Source organism: Halorhabdus salina, assembly GCF_013839425.1.
In the GTDB taxonomy this organism is placed as follows: domain Archaea; phylum Halobacteriota; class Halobacteria; order Halobacteriales; family Haloarculaceae; genus Halorhabdus; species Halorhabdus salina.
In genome coordinates, this window is sequence record NZ_JACDNP010000004.1 from 263,077 (window position 1) to 281,291 (window position 18,215).

Genomic DNA, 18,215 nt, shown 5'->3' on the forward strand with positions numbered 1-18,215 from the left:
GACTCGTGAGAAGGATGCCGAGTTTCTGTGGCTCGATGAATCCATCCCTCGGATTCCGTCGATGGGCGAATCGGAATTCGACCTGCACTTTGATTCGATGGGATTCATGCACACGGCCCACGCCGTCGCCCGCGGCGAACGGCCGCCGGAAGATCTCTTCGAGAAGGTCCGTGCCCGGCGAGCCTACGGGTTCCCCGAACACAGCCGCATCATCAACGCCACCGAGAACCACGACGAATCGCGGATCTATCACGAGGCTTCGGCCAACGGCGTCCGCGACGACCCGGCCGCCGCCGAGCGAGGAGCACTGGCGGCGTCGTTCACACTCCCTGGCGTGCCGATGCTGTACTACGGCCAGGAGCGACTCATCGGTGAATACGGCCAGCGCCGTGAAAGCCCGTTCAGCGATCGCGAGGACGAGACCGACGACATCGAAGCCGACCCGTACAAGCGGGCGTTCATGAACTGGGAAGAGTACGACCAAGACCATCTCGGATTCGTCTCGGATCTTGTCGACTTCTATCACGACTCGCCGGTCACGGGCCCGGAAGCGACGCTGGTCCGTGAAGCCTACCGGACTGATGCCAGCGAGGATATCCTGGTGTTTGGCCGGGACGCCGGCGAGGAAAAGCGTGTGGTCGTCGTAAACTTCGGCGCGGAACCCCAGCAGGTCGATCTGCGCGCCGTCGTCGACACGCACGATCAGTTCTCCGGAGAGGACCTCGGGGTCACAACCGCCGACGACGCGGTGACCGTCGAGGTCGAGACACTCGCTGTCTTCGAGACGCCGACGCTGTTCGATCAGGGCAACTCCGAGTGAAGTCGTCAGCTGAGTGGCTTGCAGTCCGGTGACTCTTCGGTGCGTAGCGCGAATCCACACGATCGGTCCCGAAAACCGGGTGAGTATCGACTGTACGCGTCCAGCAGGTACTCCCGGACCATCCGGCGAGTGTGATAATAGGGCCGGTGAACGCGATCGTCTGGCCCAACACATCGAGCCACTCCTCACGATCGGGAGTTCGTCGGGGCAACCGAACGGTTCGATTCGCCAGAACAGCCGTTACGAGTGGGCGACGTCCCCACGGCAGCAACTCGGAAGGCTGTTGGCAGGATGAGACACGCCGATTCGCACAGGGAGAAAGTCAATGAGGGGGAAGCACTGTGGCAAGCGTGCACGTGAGGCAGCTACGTACCAAGAGCATTGAACGCACGGCCCGGTTCGGTTATGGCTGTTGGTCCGAGAGACGCCAGACGTATGTGTGTCCGTCGAGGTCGATCCCGTCGATCGTGCGTGACTCCGTCGTCACGTTGGTGTACGTGGACAGGGCCCGGTCCCCGTGGGTTCGCGTCGAGACGAAGACGCCATTGTCAGCCCGGTAAGTCGGTTGTTCGGTGAACAACGCCGGATTACGAGTTCGGGTCTCGATCATCTCCTGAAGGCCGGTCCAGATCGTGTGGGCGTCTGGGTCGTCGCCGGTCATCGCGGCTACCTTGCGCTCTTCGTCGAAGGGGCCGCGATGGAGGTAGCGACTGTCGTCGTAGCCGAGTTTCTCGTTCATCTCCTCGAAGAACCGCCGATCGTTCGACATCCCGATCTCGTCACCGTAATAGATAATCGGCGTTCCCTCGACGGAAAACAAAAGCGAGTACGCGAGCAGGACGCGATCGGGATCTGTCTCGAGAAGGTCGTACAGCCGCCCGGAGATCCCCTCACCGTCACGGAAGTCCCAATCGTCGGCCCGGCGGTACTCGTCGTTGAGGAGGTGGCGCTCATCCGGGCTGACGAACTCCAAGGTCAACTCGTCGTGGACACGCAAGAACGTGAACCACTGGGCGGTATCGGGGACGTCAAGCCTCTCTAAGCGGTCAAGCTCGTCGGTGATATAGGTCGGATCGTTCTCAGCGAGCGCCAGGAAGAACGTCGGCATAATTGGAAAATTATACGCGACATGACACTCGTCGCCGTTGCCGAAGTAATCGACGACATCGGACGGTTCCTGATTCGCCTCGGCGATCATGAGTGTGCCCTCCGAAACGTAATCGAAGGCCGCCCGGAAGAGTTGCAAGATCGCGTGTGTCTGGGGGAGGTTCTCACAGTTTGTCCCCTCGCGCTTCCAGAGGAAGGGCGCGGCATCCATCCGGAACCCGTCGACGCCCGCCACTTGCCAGCGGGTCAGGATCCGGATCATATCGATCAGGACTGCTGGATTCTCGTAGTTGAGGTCCGGTTGGACGTCGTAGAACCGGTGGAAGTAGTAATCGTCCGTGGGTTCGTTGTACGTCCAGTTCGAATCCGAGACGCCTTTCAAGAGCAGGCGTGTCTCCGCGTATTTCTCGGTACCGTCGTTCCAGAGATAGTAGTCACGGTAGTCGGCATCTGGGCTTTCGCGAGCATTTTGAAACCACGGGTGCTGGTCAGACGTGTGGTTGATCGGGACATCAAACACTACCTTGATATCGCGGTTGTGAGCCGCCTCGACGAACTCGAGGAACGCCTCGGTCCCGCCGAGTTCGTTCCGGACGCTAGAGAAGTCAGCGACGTCGAATCCCTGGTCGACCATCGGCGATTCGAGGACTGGCAACAGCCAGACGACCGTCACGCCCAACTCTTCGAGATACTCGAGTCGCTCGATCAGCCCGTGAAAATCGTCGGCGAACAAATCCACATACAGCGAGTAGACGACGCCGGTTTGATACCAGTCGGTCTCTGAGGGAACGTACGTAGTCTGTTCGCTGCGTTCCTCGAGTAATTCGAGGAGCGTTGCTTTCCTGTCTGGATACGCCGTCCCATAGATGTCTTCCCACAGCGTTTCGATTGTGTCTGTCATCGTAATCACTCCGTTCGCGGCGTCCCGCACGGGGGTGGCTCCGCAATACGTCACGATGTGAGAGGTACGTACAAAGGTTCGCCGGTCGAGTCCCGACAGTTTCGAGGAGAGACTCATTCGAGAGTCCGCCTGCGATCGTGTCCGTGCCGACATTTAACTCCGCCTACCCGAAAGAGGACGTAATGAGCGACTCGACACAGCCGGGTCGGGACAACGGATTGCCCAACAGGACTCGTGCGCATCGGGGGGGAGGACGCAGTCCACGACGTGGGCCGCCCGGTCGAGAGACGAGCGCGGCCACGTCCAACTATCGCCGCGAGTTTCTGGCGATTGGGAACCGGACAGGAAGCCAGAAGGGGCAGATCGGAGTGTTACTGGCCGATATCGGTCGGATCACCGCTGAGGTCGGAATCCTCACACTTCCGGTGATGCTGTACCTCCCAGTCGCCCCGGTCCGGGAACCCCCTGCCCTGTTCGAAACGTGGATTGTGGCCCTGCTGACGATGATCGTCGGCGGCACGCTCCTCAGGAGTGGCTGGATCTCGCCACCGTTCACCAACGCTCCAGGGTGGGCTCGCTTGTTTCCCACGCTACTCGTGCTCAGACTGCTCTACTTTAATGGCACCCTCCTCGTGGCAGTCCACAGTGGGAGTGTCGTCGCTGGCCAAACAGGGATGGTGGGGGCTGGACTGCTGTGGTCGCTCGGTGTCAGCGGAACGGCGACATTGCTATTCCCCCGTGTGGTCGATACGTGGATGGCTGGCACAGGGTAATGCGATCGATCCGATAAACAATTGGGGAGTTACGTGAAATACCTCGGGGACAAGCCCCGAGGCTTCGCCGTTTAGGACCGCACTGCACCAGCAGGCGAATTTGATTCCCCCCGACCTTCTCCGTGAGGAGGCGACTGGAATTAACACCCGAACGCACGATGCGTCCGTGAGGGGCGGTCGCTCCACCACGACCCGTTGAAACTCCCGTCGCACCGCCAGTGGCGGGACTCCGACTGCGTCTTGTGGCTATGTCCGTACAGAGAGCGATCGACGCCAATGTTCTTGGACCCCATGGAAGGAACGCCCACTGTGTTCGCGGCAGAGAGGAACAACCGTGTGCCAATGAGAGAGATCGGCGACGACGAAGTGACGGGAAATAGGGCCAAGACGTTCTCCGCGGTAGTGTGAAACTCGTGTATGGCACCTAGAGAGACGCCCAGATCGCCTGGAGCCCCTATTGTCGGTGACGGGACACGAGTCAACAGAGCTGCAAAACAACGCTGTGAATCGGTGAGTACCGCATCGTGTCACAAAAGGATGTTATTTGTCGGGAGTGAGAGGGTTTTACAACGACTGTAGTTATATTAGGGGAACATTTAAGTGATCATAGAACACTGGCATAAAATATGCCCAACGGCAACAAAGACAGTTCGTCGAACGTGTCCCGACGGCGGTTCATCCAGGCTGCTGGCGCAGCAGGCGTGACAGCGGGTCTCGCAGGGTGTGGCGGTGGAGACACCACGACAGACAGCGGGGGCGAAACGACCGGTGACGACCAAACCGACGGAGGCATCACGACTGGTACGGCCGACGGTGACGAGATCGGCGGGAAAGTCTCGGTGTTCGCGGGGAAGGTGTGGGAACAGAACGAAGAGAAGTTCACAAAAGTCCTCCACGAGCAGGGCGTTCCGGATTCCGTCGACATCCAACTCAACTCCGCTGCCCAACAGACGGGAAGCAAACAGCAGCGGCTCAGAACACAAATCAACGCAGAGTCGAAAGACCCTGATCTCGTGTTGACCGACAACGGGTGGACGATTCCGTTCATCGTCCGGGGCGACCTCGTCAACCTGACCGATGCGATGAGCGACGAGTTCATCTCACAGGTGAGAGAAGAAGGCGTCCAGTCGATGATACAGACGGGGGAACATCCAAGCACGGGTGATTTGTACTCGATCCCCGTCTTCCCGGACTTCCCGACCGTGCAGTATCGGAAGGACCTCTTCAAAGAGGTCGGCTACACCGAGTCCGACTTCCAGCAGTGGCAGTCGAACCCGATCGGCTGGGGCAAGTTCTCAAGTATCGTCGCAGAAGCTAAGCAGGCCAGCGATGTGGATTACGGCCACGTTTGGCAGGGCAAAAACTACGGCGGACTGTCGTGTTGTACGTTCAATGAATTCCTGACGAGCATGGGTGGGTCCTTCTTCGGCGGCGAGGACAACCTCTTCGGGCCGGTCGGCGATCGACCGGTCACGATCGGAGACGAGAAAGCCATCGACGGTATCGAACTAGCGCGCGATCTGATCTACGGCGAGGGCGAATCGCCGATGGACGTCAAGGGTGTTTCGCCCAAGGAGGTCGGTGGATGGATCGAACCCGACACGAAGAGTATCTTCGAAGCCCGGAACGCCGTCACCCAGCGCAACTGGACGTACGCCATCGGTGGTGCAGCGGACAAGTTCGACGGAACGGACGCAGAACTCGGTGTGATGCCACTGCCGAAAGGGCCCAACGGCTCCTGGCACGCCCAAGGTGGCTGGATCCTCTCGATGAACCCGTACAGCGACAACAAAGCTGCAGCCAAGGAAGTTATCAAAGCCTGGTGGAGCGACGCGATGCACAAAAAGCAACTCGACGTCGCAAACTACATGCCGCCGAAGCCGTCGCTGTACGATTACGTCAAGGAACACCCGACCTACGGGCCGTACTTCAAACCCCTCAATTACGCCGCCGAGAACCTCATGCCGCGGCCGACGACGTCCGTCTGGCCCACGCAGTCGACCATCATCTCGAAGCAAGTCAACGCCGCACTCACGAAAAAGAAATCGGCAGCCGACGCGGCCCAGCAATTGGAAACCAAGATCAAGGCTATCGAGGAGCAGGCCTAGGAAAGACCGCGTCGAAAGCCAGTTCGGCTGGAACGGACACCGACCAAACCCGATGGTGTACCTGTAGTGGGGCAGGTACCAGCGAACGACGGATACCCGTTCCAACGGGCATCTCGTCGACACGTTGGTCGGTCTGGACCGAGCCCGTTGGCAAGTAGGGATAAGCCAAAGACAAGACGCACATTCAAACGAACCACAATATTCAAATGATAGACTTGAGGACGATCGAACGTATGGTTGAGTGGCAATTACACGCAAACGCCAATGGAAGTGCCCCGACCCATGGGAGTTGAGCGAACACAGTCGGCGGGGAGGAGTAGCATCGTCTCGCGCCTGGCGACGTGGACGGAAAACCTGAGCGAGCAAACTTACGCGTTGTTATTGCTGGCTCCAGGATTTCTCATCTTGCTCCTGTTCGCCTTCTGGCCGCTAGCATCGTCGTTCAGGATGTCGTTCTTCGAGGACGTCATCGTCGGCCCGGAGAGTCTCGGCGGGTTCGTCGGGCTCGAGAATTACGTCAGTTTGCTCACCGACTCGAACCCCTTCGCGACGTTGACGTTCCTGGATCCGGCAATGGAAACACCGATCCTTCAGCAGGCACTCATCCTGACGCTGTTGTTCGCGATTATCAGCGTCGCCGGGGAGACCCTGCTTGGGTTCGCGTACGCGATGTTGATGAAGGCGGAGTACCGTGGCCAGCGACTCGTCCGCGTACTGATTATTATCCCGTGGGCCATTCCGATCGTCATCCAGGGGATGATATTCTTCCTGCTGTTCCGGCCCGGGTACGGGTTGTTGACCGGCCCGCTACATCAACTGGGCATCTTCTCACAGTTACCACTGGGAGATGCGTTCAGTGGCTTTGTCATCGTCACGGTAGCCGACATCTGGAAGACGTCGGCGTTCATGGCATTGTTGATCCTGGCCGGGATGGAGAGTGTCAATCAGGACCTGTATGAGGTAGCCGACGTTATGGGCGCCTCAACCTGGCAGCGGTTCCGGTACATCACGTTCCCGCTGGTCTTCCCCGCGCTCATGGTCGCGATGCTGTTCCGGACGATGGGAGCACTCCGCGTGTACGGGATCATAGAATCCACCGGAGTCGGCTGTTCGACGGTTCCATCGATGACGTGTCTGGTGACGGAATTCACCTTCGGATCGACAACGCTGTACGGATCAGCGGCAGCGGTGAGCGTCCTCATCGCCATCACAGTCGGCGTGTTCATCTCCGTATACTTGCTGTTTATCCGATACAGCAACCAGAGCCTGGGGTTGACATAGCATGAGTATCGACGCACAAGACCACGACGACGCAGAAACGCTCGATGATCAGGACGAAGAGTCGAAAAATCGAGTCCAGGCGTGGGCCGCCGACTGGATACGCAATCCACAGAAGGCCTACGCAGTGATGGGCGTATTCATGGGTGGCGTCTTGCTGGCGACGACGTTGTTCCCATTGTACTGGCTGTTTGCGGTCGCGATGGCGCCGCCAGGCCAGACGAACATCCCGCTGATTCCCACGGAGATCGACTTGTACGCTTTCGTCGACATTTTCCAACAGGTGCCGTTCGCACGGTACATGTTTAACAGTCTGTTCTACGCGACCACAGTCACCGTTGTCGTGATTATCGTCGCGAGCCTGGCGGGATACGCGTTCGGTCGCCTGAACTTCCGGGGCAAACTCCCGCTGTTGTTCTCACTACTGGTATTAAGCTGGTTCCCGCCGGCGACGCTGTTCTTGCCGTTGTTCCGGGCATTCAACCAGCAGGTGAAGATGCTCGGCCTCTTCATGCTCCCGGCGGAGATATACGGGACCCCAGGAGCAGTTATCGCCCCGCTCAGTGCGTTCACAATGCCGCTTGCGGTCTTCATCCTTATGACCTTCTACGCGCAGATTCCCGACGGCCTCGAAGACGCCGCCAGAGTCGAAGGATCGACCCGAATCGGGGCGCTATTCAGGGTTATCATGCCGTTGTCGGCACCTGGAGTCGCCACAGCCGGCATCCTGACCTTCATCACCGTGTACACGGAGTTTTTCTTCTCGTTCCTCATGACCGGCGATGCGGCCAGCGAGTGGGCACCGATCGTCAACGGCGTCCTTGCCTTCCAGTCGCGGTACACCGTTCGGTACGACCTACAGGCCGCAGCGAGCCTCGTTGCGATCGTGCCGGTCGCGATCCTCGTCGTCCTCGCACAGGACAAAATTGTAAGCGGACTGACGCAAGGAGCACTCAAGGAGTAAACTAACGATGGCACGAGTTAAACTCGACGACGTATCGAAATCATACGAGGACGTAGTGGCAGTCAACAACATGAATCTCGATCTGGCGGACGGCGAGTTCATCACGCTCGTCGGTCCATCCGGCTGTGGGAAATCGACGACACTCGAGACGGTCGCCGGGCTCACCAAGCCGACGTCAGGGACTATCCATATCGGCGAAAAGGAGGTCACGAACCTCCCGCCAAAGGACCGTGGGATCGCGATGGTGTTCCAGAACATCGCGCTATTTCCCCACATGGACGTCTATGACAACATCTCCTTTGGCCTCCGACTTCGTGATTTCCCGAAAGACGAAATAGACGAGCGCGTCGAAGAGGCAGCCGAAGTTGTCGAACTGGAGGGAATGCTCGATCGGATGCCCGACGAGCTGTCCGGCGGCCAGCGTCAGCGCGTTGCGATTGCCCGGTCGATCGTCCGGGACCCGGACGTATTCCTGATGGACGAGCCGCTGGCGAACCTGGATGCCAAACTCCGAGTCAACATGCGGACCGAACTCCAGCGGCTGCACAAGCAATTGGAGACGACGATCATCTACGTCACCCACAACCAGGCCGAAGCAATGACGATGTCCGATCGGATCGCCGTCATCAATGGGGGCGAGCTCCAACAGATTGCCCCGCCGCTGACCTGTTACAACAAGCCGTCCAACCGGTTTGTCGCGGGATTCATCGGCTCGCCGTCGATGAACTTCACTCCCGCGACAGTTCGAGAGGGCGACCTGCAGGCCGACGGGTACTCCCTGTCGTACGATACGGCCGCCGTCGAAGGCCTCGCTTCCCGCGAGGCGGTCGAAATCGGAATCCGTCCCGAAGATATCTATCTCGTTGAAAACGAGTCAGAAGCGGCCGAGCCGAGTACCCGCGTAGAAGTTGTCACCGACGTGCTCGAACCGATGGGCGACGAGATTTTCGTCTATCTCAAGCCGGTCGAAGCCGGAGCCGAAGACGGGATGGGGAGCGTCGAAGAGCGTGAGGGCCTGTTGATGAGTGTCGATCCAGCGACCGACATCACCGAAGACCAAACGGTCGAGATTGTCTTCGACCGTGCCCGGCTCCACCTCTTCGACATGGAGAACGGCAACGCGATCTCGCACGGAGTGATCCAGGGTGCAATGATGGATACCGGACCCGGCGAAGACGAAGCACAAGCCGACGACTAATCGAGGGCCTCTTTTCGGATCGATAGCCAGGCCGAACCGATCGTCTGACGTCTGGCTCAATCGTCGTATTGCCAGATATCGTCCATCGTCCAGACATCGAGCGAGTGCAGGGAGGCCGATCCTCGACGCGCGACCAGCGAGATATCGGTACTTTCCGCGTCCGGGTACACCCGCGTCGTGAGTGTCTGGCGGCCGTTGGCGAACACCTCGACAATGGTCTTGTCGACGAACACCCGAAGATCAAGTAACTCGTCGTCGTCGAGTTCAAGCGTGCCGACTTCCGGCGGACGCGCCAGTACCTCGGCATCGGTACTCGACCGACTAGTGTCGATCCCGAGGGCGTCACTTCCGCGCCAGTAAGAAATCGTCGTCCGTTCGGACCCATCCCGGGAGCCCAACACCCCGATATCGAGTTGATCGGCATCACCGGGATCGATCGTCGCGTGGAGTTCAATACTCCGACCCCCGGGCTTGGGAAATTGCCACTCGTCTTCGGGCGAGAGAGAGACTGAGTCGACGCGACGGTGATCGCGCCGTATCGTCGTGAGTTCGTCGACGGGTTCGAGACGGAGTCGGCCATCCTCGATCGAGAGATTACGGGGCAGTCCGATCACGCCCGTCCATCCCCCAGTGGGATGATCCTGCCAGTCCATTCGCCCCTCAACAACGTTGAAGAAAGCAACGCGTCGGTCACCCTCGTGGAGGACCGACGGGGCATGGAGGTTGCCCTGATCGACTGGGCCGTGATTCAAGCGGCCGTGCGTTTCGATGTCGAAGGTTAGCTCTTTTTTGTCATACTCGCCGACGTAGTATTGGGGCCCTCGTGGATGGGAGAAAAAGAGAAGGACGTGTTTGTCATCGAGGGCAAAGAAGTTCGGGACGGCCCCGTCCTCGTCAGGGTCTGTGTAGAAACCGTCCTGGATCAGTGGCCCGCGATAGGTCCACTCCCGGAGATCGTCAGATTCGAAGAGAAACTCCGTGGCCCGTCGGTCGGCCTTCCAGCCCGAGAGCGAGCGATATGTCTCTCCGTCGGCCCATAGGCAGGGATCGAAGATCTCGTAGGGCGCGTCTTCGTCGATCGGGACGACGGGGTTGTCCTCGAACTTCTCGAACTTGAGGAGATGGTCGTCAGTTCCCGTCGCGATACAGTTGCCCGCGTCCGTTCCGAAGTACATCAGGATCACACGATCATCCTCGACGAGTGCCTGTCCGGTGTAACACCCGCGTTCGGGACCACTGTCGGGCGCGAGAGCAATCGGGAGATCACGCCAGTGGACGAGATCGTCGCTGACAGCGTGCCCCCAGTGCATGGCTTCTGCCCAATCGCGGGTTCTAGAGATATCCGGCGGCCAAAACTGATAGAAGAGATGATACCGGCCGTTCCAATACACGGCCCCGTTGGGATCGTGAAGCAGTCCGCCCGGCGGGAAAAAATGATAATTCGGACGGAACGGGTCATCGGCAAAGCGTTGTCGCCGGACCCGCGCGTCGGACGTTCGCTCCTCGATAGCGTCCGGAAGTGCCGTCACGTGGTCCATACTACGGGTGCGGGCGAGCGGAAAATAAACCCGACGGGAAGTCGTGACGCAGCGTCGGCGAATTCGTCTCGGGGCAGTCGTCAGTCTTCGATCGATTCGACGACGAGGCGGGTCGCCTCGTAATCCTCGATGACTGCGCCCCAGCCACCGATCTCGATTTCCCGATCCCCGTTATCTAGGACGATCGTCGCCTGGCCGCCGTGATACAGGACCGGCACGTCGGCCGGATATTGCTCAATGCCGGTATAGTGTACGTCGACGATCGTCCCGGCGAGGGAGATCGATGCTTCGGTGTCGATGTCGATAGCGTCGATTGTCGCAGTGATCGTTGCCCCGTCCGAGAGAGGGTCAGCAATGTCCCGGATGCACTCACGGACGTTAATGTACGTCATCGGCGGAGTGTCATCGCTCGTCACGAGTTGCTCTAAGTTCGACTCCCAGATACCCGCGAGGAAAAACCAATGGAAGATATAAGCGTAGGTTCGATCCTTGACGATCATCCCGTATCGGTTCATCGAGAGTTTGTGCGGCGCGAAACAGGTCGTTGTCCGATCAACGACCGCGACGAACGGCACCGGGACTGGCCGATAACCGACTTCCGCTGCGACGCTTTGCAACTCGGAGAGATCGGGGAATTGCGCTCCACTATCTTCGTCAATATAGATCCCAATCCGGATATGAACACCGTTCTCGTGGGCGGCCTTGAGCGCCGGGCGGAGTTGCTCGTACTGGTCGAGATTCACTGCCAGCTGAACCTGATCAGTCGCTTCGCGGATGATCGCCGCCGCCTGATCGAGAACCGTGTCGATCCGTTTGACGAAATTTACCGTGTGGGTCTCGATGGTTGGTGCTTCCCACAGATTCTCAATCTCGTCGGCAGCGGTCTCGAAGTTGGTCGCCCGCTCATGGAGATCCCCTAGAATGGCCTCGGGGCTGAAAGCTCTGGCCCGAAGGCTATCCTGTTCGTAGGTCTCGATGTACCCGGATTCCTCCAAATCTCGCAGAACGTCGTAGATCCGTGGATCGGGAACGTCGCTCTCCTTGGCGATTGTCGTCGCCGAAGCCGATCCGAGTTTGAGAATCTCGACGTACGCGCTCGCCTGGTACGGAGAGAGACCAGCGTCTTCAAGTACCGCCGTGAGTTTCGCTTCGTTCATTGGCTGTGTTTCCGAGGAATTCGTCATTGTACTGAAAAGCGTGACGTCGGTACGGTTTCGGTCGTCACGCCGCCAGCGACGACCCGACTGTTCCGCCGCGTCGAGCCAAGGCCGCCAGTGCAGCCCATCACAAGCAACGTGAGCTGTCGACTATTGTAACCCATTTCAAAGACATATTTACAACCTCAATTGTAAAAACCTTTCCGCGAGCTAGTTTGTTGGCGTACGCGAAACAGCGTATTAAAAGACGTCCGCGAATGTTGACGCCCCGGGCATCAGTGGTTAGCATCCGGCCGACCGGTTGGCAAAGACGGCATCGCCCGTGTTGTCAGCGTCCTCTTAACGCTGGTGAAAGACTGGTGACCGCAAGCGGTGGCTGGCACCCAGTCAGGCAACGCTGTCCTCGGCGGGAAACTCGAACACCCGCTGTTCACACTCCGGGCAGATGCGGAGGTCTTTCGGGGGAACACCAGAGTCCGCATATGCCCCACAGCAGTTAGCCTCTGTCGACGGGACGATTTCGGAGCCACAAACGGGACAGACAGTGAGAAACATCCGAAGGGACCGGGCACCAGCGAGTCGAAGCGAATCGTCGAGAAACGAGTCCAGCGCCCGATAGCCCCCCAACTCAGAGATTGCAACAAGTTTGGAGAGATATTCGTCGTTGGTTCCGAGCACGAACCACAGTTGGTCGTCAACTTCCAGTGGCTCGGCGTCGTCGACATGCGGAATCGTTCGTTCGATCTCGTTTGCAAGTTCCCCGTCTGAAAGCACCGCGAGACGGTCCATTTCCTCGTGCCAGCTCGAATCGACCGCATCAGTGAGTTGGACCGTTTCGTCCTCGACCATGACAACGTCAGCTGCCGCCAGTTCGTCCAGAACGGCACCACCGTCGTCCGCAACGTCCCCGAGTGACGTGGACTCGGCGGGACCTGGTGTCGTCCTGCCGTCGTGAAATATCGAAGACGGGATCGGAGCGGCCTCGATGAGGCGAGGTGCAAACGTTGGCGTGTATGGAACCACATAGCCGCGAATGTAAATCAGGCCCGCGCCAATCGTTGCCACCGCAAGGCTGGCGAGCGTTCGATCTCGTCGATACAGCCACGCCGTGGCCACGCCTACCAGAATGGCGTTGACAACAGTACACGGCAAGCATCGATTCTCGCCGGTATAGGCTGGCTCCCTGAGCCGCTCGAGAAGATCCATATTCCCAGTTTTCGTGACGAGCCGTAATGACTGCTGTGGATACGATTCCTCACGAGGGCGATTACTTGACATCCTCCCCGCGCTGAAGCGCGAGGCTTTCTCCTTGATTCTGCGTAAGTTCGTGGGGATTTTCGCCACTCAGGGGACCGAAATCCTCCCGAGATGTTACAGCCGGCAGTATCACCAAATGTCGCCAGCGATCGATCAAAACAGCAATGGGCGAGGGCTTCCCAGATGAGGCGAGAAGTGAACGTGAACCCACTTTGTGACACGGTCGACGGTATATAGCACTGTCACTGCCGGAATCAAAAGTATGAGCAACCTGAAACACGACGATGGGCTCGAAGTGAGCCAGCAGGCGGATTGCCGTACCCAACCCTCCGGACGCCCGCAGGACAGGCACCGACTCGTTGCCAGCAGTCAGGACGGCTGGCGTACCGAGTGCCGTAGTAGTGGGAAACCGAGCAGCGGAACGATCGAACGGTAGTAACGGACACCGAGCACAGGATACTAGAAGACAGATACGATGGATAGACACGATCCCGACGTCAACCCAGCCAACTGGGACGACGACAATCCGGTGGAAGCGCTACACGAACGACTCACGGACCGCTATGCCGACCACCCTGACGCCGATATCCTCCGTGACCGCATCAAATCGCACCTACAGACGTTCTGGGAGGCGTTCTCCACAGTCTACGGCGATAGCGCCCAATCAGCCGAGTGGGCAATACGGGCTATCGATGCGGCCGTTTCGGGCTACGAAGATCGCAACGACGAGCTCCGTGTACTCGATCGTGAGCGCGCCCGGAATCCCGACTGGTTCCAGCAACCCGACCACATCGCGTACATGGCCTACGTGGACCTGTTTGCTGGCGACCTCGATAGCGTCCGTGAGAAGATCCCATACCTGAAAGAACTCGGGGTGACCTACCTCCACCTTATGCCCCTGCTAGAGCCCCGGAACGGACAGTCAGACGGAGGGTACGCAGTCAAAGACTACCGATCGGTCGATCCCGATCTCGGGACGATGGAGGACCTCCGCAAACTGGCCGCGGACCTCCGAGAGGAGAACATCTTGCTGTCGTTAGACTTCGTGATGAACCACACCGCCCGCGAGCACGAGTGGGCCCAGGCTGCCCGTGCCGGCGAGGAGCGTTTCGAGGACTTCTATCTCACGTTCGAGGATCGAACGAAGCCGGACCAATACGAGGAGACGGTTCCCGAGGTCTTCCCCGACTTCGCGCCGGGAAATTTCACATACAATGAGGCGATGGACCGGTGGGTTTGGACGAGTTTCTATGACTTTCAGTGGGATCTCGATTACTCGAATCCGGACGTCTTCGTCCAGCTCTTGCGAGAACTGCTCTTTGTCGCGAATATCGGGACCGATTCGCTGCGCCTCGATGCGGTTCCGTTCCTCTGGAAAGAGATGGGCACTGACTGCCGAAACTTACCCGAGGCACACTGGATCTTGCGGGCCTATCGCGCCCTAGTTCGGATCGCTGCCCCGGGCGTTCTATTTAAAGCCGAAGCGATTGTCTCACCCGAGGAGACAATCAAGTACCTCGGGACCGGCGGCCACGAGGGCCAAGAGTGTGAGATTGCCTATGGCGCACCGCTAATGGCCCACGCCTGGCACGCGCTGGCTCGTGAGGACGCCCGATTGCTCTCTCACGCGATGGCGGAACTTCCAGCAACACCCGAGTCGGCGACCTGGCTCAACTACGTCCGGTGTCACGACGACATCGGCTGGGGACTCGACAACGGTGACGTTCGGGCCGCCCTCGGACGCGATCCGACAGCCGAGCGCCGGTTCTGTGCTGACTTTTACGCTGGCGACACGACCGACAGTTACGCCGAGGGCTACCGCTTCCAGGTCGAAGAAGCGACCGGTGAGGCCCGGACATCCGGGACGATGGCGGCGCTGACCGGCCTCCAGCGTGCCCGGATCGAAGGCGACAGCGAAGATGTCGACATGGCGATCCGCCGTGGACTCCTGTTACACAGCGTCGTCTACGCGATGAAGGGCATGCCACTCCTCTACAGTGGCATCGAGATCGGACAGCGCAACGACTTCTCGTACCTTGCGGATCCGATGAAAGCCGATGACAACCGCTGGGTCCACCGCCCGTCCTTCGATTGGGACGCCGCCAGGAAACGAACCGAAGACAATACCGTCGAACAGCGACTGTTTGACGGGATCGCCGCTCTCTCGGATGCCCGCAAGGGACTGACGCCAGTACACGCCCAGGCCCAAGAGCGTATCTTGGACATCGGACCCGCGGAAATCTTCGTCGTCGAGCGCGTCTACGACGGCGAGCGCATGTTGGCGATTGCGAACTTTTCCGCTGAGCCACAGGCAGTCCCACTGGAGGGGCTCACGGATGTCTGGACCGACAGCGGGCTAACGAATATCCTCGACGACGAGACGGGCATCTTTGCCGACCGGCGAGTCTTCCTGGCTCCCTACGAGTATCGGTGGTTCCAGCCCGAGCCCAGGTTCGAGTCAGGCGAGCCCGTCTCGACGACCCTCGCGGTCGATGTCGAGACCGACTGGGGAGAGGAAGTCTATCTCACGGGGAGTCTCGACGCCCTCGGTTCCTTCGATCCCGACGACGCAGTCCCGATGAACGCCGAGGACTACCCGACATGGACGACCGAGATCGACGTCCCTAATGGAACGTACTTCGAGTTCGAGTGGATCAAGAAACGAGACGAGACGGTAACCGAGTGGTCGCCAGGTCGGTACGGCGCGAAAGCCGGTGAGGGGATGACGCTCTCCGGGCTGGATCGGCCGTAATCGGCGTTCGTGAACGGGACCACGAGGCAGATTACGGATCGTTCGGCAGCGGCTCGCCTTCGTGCCAATCGTTGTGGCCCTGATCGAACAGCGTCGGCGTCTCGAAGACAGCGAGTGTCTCGACCTCGACAGTGACCGCGTCCTCTTCGCGATCGACGAGTAAGTCCTCGCCGGTGAACAGATCGTATGTCTCGACCGGCAGCCGGAGATCGATCCAGTGAGGGTGGTCAGCGAAGTTGATGACGACGACACGTTTTTCCTCGCCGGCGTCCCGGCCAAACACCAGCACGTCGTTGCCGGCTTCCGCGCGGTGGGCTTCCCGGACCAGCGTCGCTTCCGGGCCCAAGACCGGCGAGTCGTGATAGAAGTCGACGAGATCCGAGACGAATCCGAGATGGTCTTGGTCGTACTCTTCCCAGTTCATGAACGCCCGCTTGTACGGGTCGGCCTTGATATCGCCTGTCTGATCCTCGCGGCCGAAGTAGGGACTCTCGCGGCGCTGCCCGTACTCGGTAATGAGTCGCTCCTGGCCGTAGTACAGCATCGGCACGCCAGGGAGTGTAAACGCCGCGGCGAGAGCCGCGCGCTGGGCCGCTGCGGGGTCGTCACGATGGCCGTGGGCTTTCGCTTCGTGGTACAGTCGGGACTCGTCGTGGTTCTCCGTGGAATTGATCACGCGAGAGTATGCTGGGAAGCCGTCGTGTTGGCGCGCTTCAATCGCGCTGAGGAGATCCCTGGGCGGCCGCTCACCCCGGGCGACGGCGTGGGCGGTTCGCATGAACTCCGTCGAATCAAAGTGCAGGTCGAATTCCGATTCGCCCATCGACGGAATCCGAGGGATGGATTCATCGAGCCACAGAAACTCGGCATCCTTCTCACGAGTTAACTGTCGGGCTTCCGTCCAGAAGGAGTGGGGAACCCCCCACGCGATGTCACACCGGAATGCGTCGACAATATCAGACCAGAAGTCCACGACGGCGAGGATATGCTCTCGAAGCGCTAGATTGCCGAAGTTGAGGTTCGGGTGTAAGCGGACATCGAAGAAACTCGTCTGTGCGGGTGTAGCGTCGATGCCGTTGGTCCGTGACTGCCGGTCGAACCAGTCGAAATACGGTGAATCGGTATCCCAGGACTGAACGTCGGGAAACGCGTACGGATCGTCGGGCTCCCCACCGAGGTCACCGATCGTGTCTTGCCAGGCCTCGTGGTCCCACCCAACGTGGTTGATGACGAGATCGAAACAAACTTTGATATCGTGATTGTGACAACTCTCGACGAAGCGTTCGAAGTCTTCGATCGTTCCCAGATCCTCGGCGACGGAGAAGTAATCGCTGGCGTCGTAGCCGTGCGGGCCGCCCGGCGCAGTATCGACCGTGGCACTCCAAGCCGGCACGATCGGCGTCAGCCAGACAACGTCGACACCCAATTCCGCGAGGTAGTCGACCGTCTCAGTGAGGAACGCAAGGTCGGTTTCGCCGTTCTGGCCGGCGAACGATCGGGTGAAAATCTCGTAGACGACAGCGTCATCGATCCACGCCGGCGGCCGGTTAGGAAGGTCGACGTCCGCGTCGTCCGGATCGAGAACGATTTCGTCGGTCGTACCCAGGCGTACCCCGTCGTAAGGGGCGGCAAACAGTCGCGTCGGTGCCTCGAGCGCTTCGCGGGGAATCCGGGCGGTCGTCCCGTCGACAACGATCTCCGACCGGTCGAGGGACGCAGCGTCGTGCGGGAGGAAAGAGACGTCCAGATCCTCGGGGACAGCGTAGCTGTCGGGCGCGAGTTTCGGGTTCGATTCGATCACGAACTCGCCGGCGTCAGCATCGTAGTCCCCGTCGAGTTCGAGCCGTGGCGGTCCGCCGGTCGCCTCTCGGGCGTCAGTTGGGAGTTCGTCTTCGATGTCGAACAACTCGACGCCATCTTCGGTGACTGGCGGCGGAAACACTTCCAGCGTCAACTCGTGGGTGCCATCCGGTGCATCGAGCTCGAAGACATACATTCCGGGCTCGTCAGGTTCGAACTCGACGGTGCTGTGAGTACCCTCGTCGTACTGCTCAGCATCCGCTTCGAAGGGTGTCGGTGCGTACTCCAGGCCGGCTTTGCTGCCGTCGGGTTTCTCTCGAAGGCGCCAGACGAATGCCTCTTTCCGGTACGGGCTAGGATCGCGTTCTGGCGATCCCGCGATCGTCGGCGCAAGGTTGTCCCTGTCGTAACCATGTGCCATATCAACGTAGATTGGATCGACGATGCTCTCTCCCAACTGTAGGAACCGTGGCGGGCCCGGATGGTGACTGTCAGAATCGTAGTGTTCTACCATAATATTCACCGAATAGACAACAACAGGTGTGAATATTTGAGAGGAGTA

Annotated in this window: 12 protein-coding genes; 7 read left to right on the plus strand and 5 right to left on the minus strand. The window is 59.5% G+C overall.

Going from position 1 to position 18,215, the window contains the following annotated elements; all coding sequences use genetic code 11:
• A partial coding sequence (locus HZR20_RS14350) for an alpha-amylase family glycosyl hydrolase (RefSeq protein WP_258560386.1) occupies nt 1-820 on the plus strand: 820 nt, incomplete at its 5' end.
• A 403-nt stretch (nt 821-1,223) separates the two neighbouring features.
• Here the strand turns inward: HZR20_RS14350 and HZR20_RS07725 are convergent.
• Nucleotides 1,224-2,828 carry an alpha-amylase family glycosyl hydrolase gene (locus HZR20_RS07725; RefSeq protein WP_181686004.1) on the minus strand — a complete coding sequence of 535 codons (1,605 nt, stop codon included), beginning with the start codon at nt 2,826-2,828 and terminating at the stop codon, nt 1,224-1,226.
• Nucleotides 2,829-3,010: 182 nt separating this feature from the next.
• Here HZR20_RS07725 and HZR20_RS07730 point away from each other — a divergent pair, with 182 nt between their 5' ends.
• The 5 genes from HZR20_RS07730 (at nt 3,011) to HZR20_RS07750 (ending at nt 9,149) form a co-directional block, all read left to right on the plus strand.
• Nucleotides 3,011-3,601: a hypothetical protein gene (locus HZR20_RS07730; RefSeq protein ID WP_181686005.1), complete on the plus strand. Its 591-nt coding sequence runs from the start codon at nt 3,011-3,013 to the stop codon at nt 3,599-3,601.
• Nucleotides 3,602-4,227: 626 nt separating this feature from the next.
• Nucleotides 4,228-5,709 (plus strand): extracellular solute-binding protein, encoded by a 1,482-nt coding sequence (locus HZR20_RS07735; protein WP_181686006.1) that lies wholly within the window; start codon nt 4,228-4,230, stop codon nt 5,707-5,709.
• 282 nt (nt 5,710-5,991) lie between these two features.
• Nucleotides 5,992-6,990, plus strand: coding sequence for a carbohydrate ABC transporter permease (locus HZR20_RS07740; RefSeq protein ID WP_181686007.1), 999 nt, complete (start codon nt 5,992-5,994; stop codon nt 6,988-6,990).
• 1 nt (nt 6,991) lies between these two features.
• Entirely contained in the window at nt 6,992-7,951 is a 960-nt protein-coding gene (locus HZR20_RS07745) for a carbohydrate ABC transporter permease (RefSeq protein WP_181686008.1), read from the plus strand.
• 7 nt (nt 7,952-7,958) lie between these two features.
• Nucleotides 7,959-9,149, plus strand: a complete 1,191-nt coding sequence (locus HZR20_RS07750) for an ABC transporter ATP-binding protein (RefSeq protein WP_181686009.1) — start codon at nt 7,959-7,961, stop codon at nt 9,147-9,149.
• A 56-nt stretch (nt 9,150-9,205) separates the two neighbouring features.
• Here HZR20_RS07750 and HZR20_RS07755 read toward each other — a convergent pair whose 3' ends face one another.
• The 3 genes from HZR20_RS07755 to HZR20_RS07765 form a co-directional block, all read right to left on the minus strand.
• Nucleotides 9,206-10,687, minus strand: coding sequence for a glycoside hydrolase family 32 protein (locus tag HZR20_RS07755; RefSeq protein ID WP_181686010.1), 1,482 nt, complete (start codon nt 10,685-10,687; stop codon nt 9,206-9,208).
• 80 nt (nt 10,688-10,767) lie between these two features.
• The gene (locus HZR20_RS07760; protein ID WP_181686011.1) at nt 10,768-11,844 is read right to left on the minus strand and encodes a TrmB family transcriptional regulator; all 1,077 of its coding nucleotides are present in this window, start codon (nt 11,842-11,844) and stop codon (nt 10,768-10,770) included.
• Nucleotides 11,845-12,231: 387 nt separating this feature from the next.
• Complete coding sequence (locus HZR20_RS07765) at nt 12,232-13,050, minus strand: hypothetical protein (RefSeq protein ID WP_181686012.1); 819 nt, start codon at nt 13,048-13,050, stop codon at nt 12,232-12,234.
• Between the two features lie 526 nt (nt 13,051-13,576).
• Between HZR20_RS07765 and HZR20_RS07770 the strand changes: the two genes are divergently transcribed.
• On the plus strand, nt 13,577-15,853 hold the full coding sequence (locus HZR20_RS07770) for an alpha-amylase family glycosyl hydrolase (RefSeq protein WP_181686013.1): 2,277 nt from the start codon (nt 13,577-13,579) through the stop codon (nt 15,851-15,853).
• Between the two features lie 31 nt (nt 15,854-15,884).
• On the opposite strand, the gene HZR20_RS07775 is transcribed toward HZR20_RS07770, so the two are convergent.
• Nucleotides 15,885-18,167: an alpha-amylase family glycosyl hydrolase gene (locus tag HZR20_RS07775; RefSeq protein WP_181686014.1), complete on the minus strand. Its 2,283-nt coding sequence runs from the start codon at nt 18,165-18,167 to the stop codon at nt 15,885-15,887.
• Nucleotides 18,168-18,215 lie beyond the last annotated feature (48 nt).

Excerpts from the sequence above, each read along its gene's own strand:
- HZR20_RS07725 (WP_181686004.1), bottom strand. The coding sequence starts at position 2,828 with ATGACAGACACAATCGAAACGCTGTGGGAAGACATCTATGGGACGGCG.
- HZR20_RS07730 (WP_181686005.1), top strand. The coding sequence starts at position 3,011 with ATGAGCGACTCGACACAGCCGGGTCGGGACAACGGATTGCCCAACAGG.
- HZR20_RS07735 (WP_181686006.1), top strand. The coding sequence starts at position 4,228 with ATGCCCAACGGCAACAAAGACAGTTCGTCGAACGTGTCCCGACGGCGG.
- HZR20_RS07740 (WP_181686007.1), top strand. The coding sequence starts at position 5,992 with ATGGGAGTTGAGCGAACACAGTCGGCGGGGAGGAGTAGCATCGTCTCG.
- HZR20_RS07745 (WP_181686008.1), top strand. The coding sequence starts at position 6,992 with ATGAGTATCGACGCACAAGACCACGACGACGCAGAAACGCTCGATGAT.
- HZR20_RS07750 (WP_181686009.1), top strand. The coding sequence starts at position 7,959 with ATGGCACGAGTTAAACTCGACGACGTATCGAAATCATACGAGGACGTA.
- HZR20_RS07755 (WP_181686010.1), bottom strand. The coding sequence starts at position 10,687 with ATGGACCACGTGACGGCACTTCCGGACGCTATCGAGGAGCGAACGTCC.
- HZR20_RS07760 (WP_181686011.1), bottom strand. The coding sequence starts at position 11,844 with ATGAACGAAGCGAAACTCACGGCGGTACTTGAAGACGCTGGTCTCTCT.
- HZR20_RS07765 (WP_181686012.1), bottom strand. The coding sequence starts at position 13,050 with ATGGATCTTCTCGAGCGGCTCAGGGAGCCAGCCTATACCGGCGAGAAT.
- HZR20_RS07770 (WP_181686013.1), top strand. The coding sequence starts at position 13,577 with ATGGATAGACACGATCCCGACGTCAACCCAGCCAACTGGGACGACGAC.
- HZR20_RS07775 (WP_181686014.1), bottom strand. The coding sequence starts at position 18,167 with ATGGTAGAACACTACGATTCTGACAGTCACCATCCGGGCCCGCCACGG.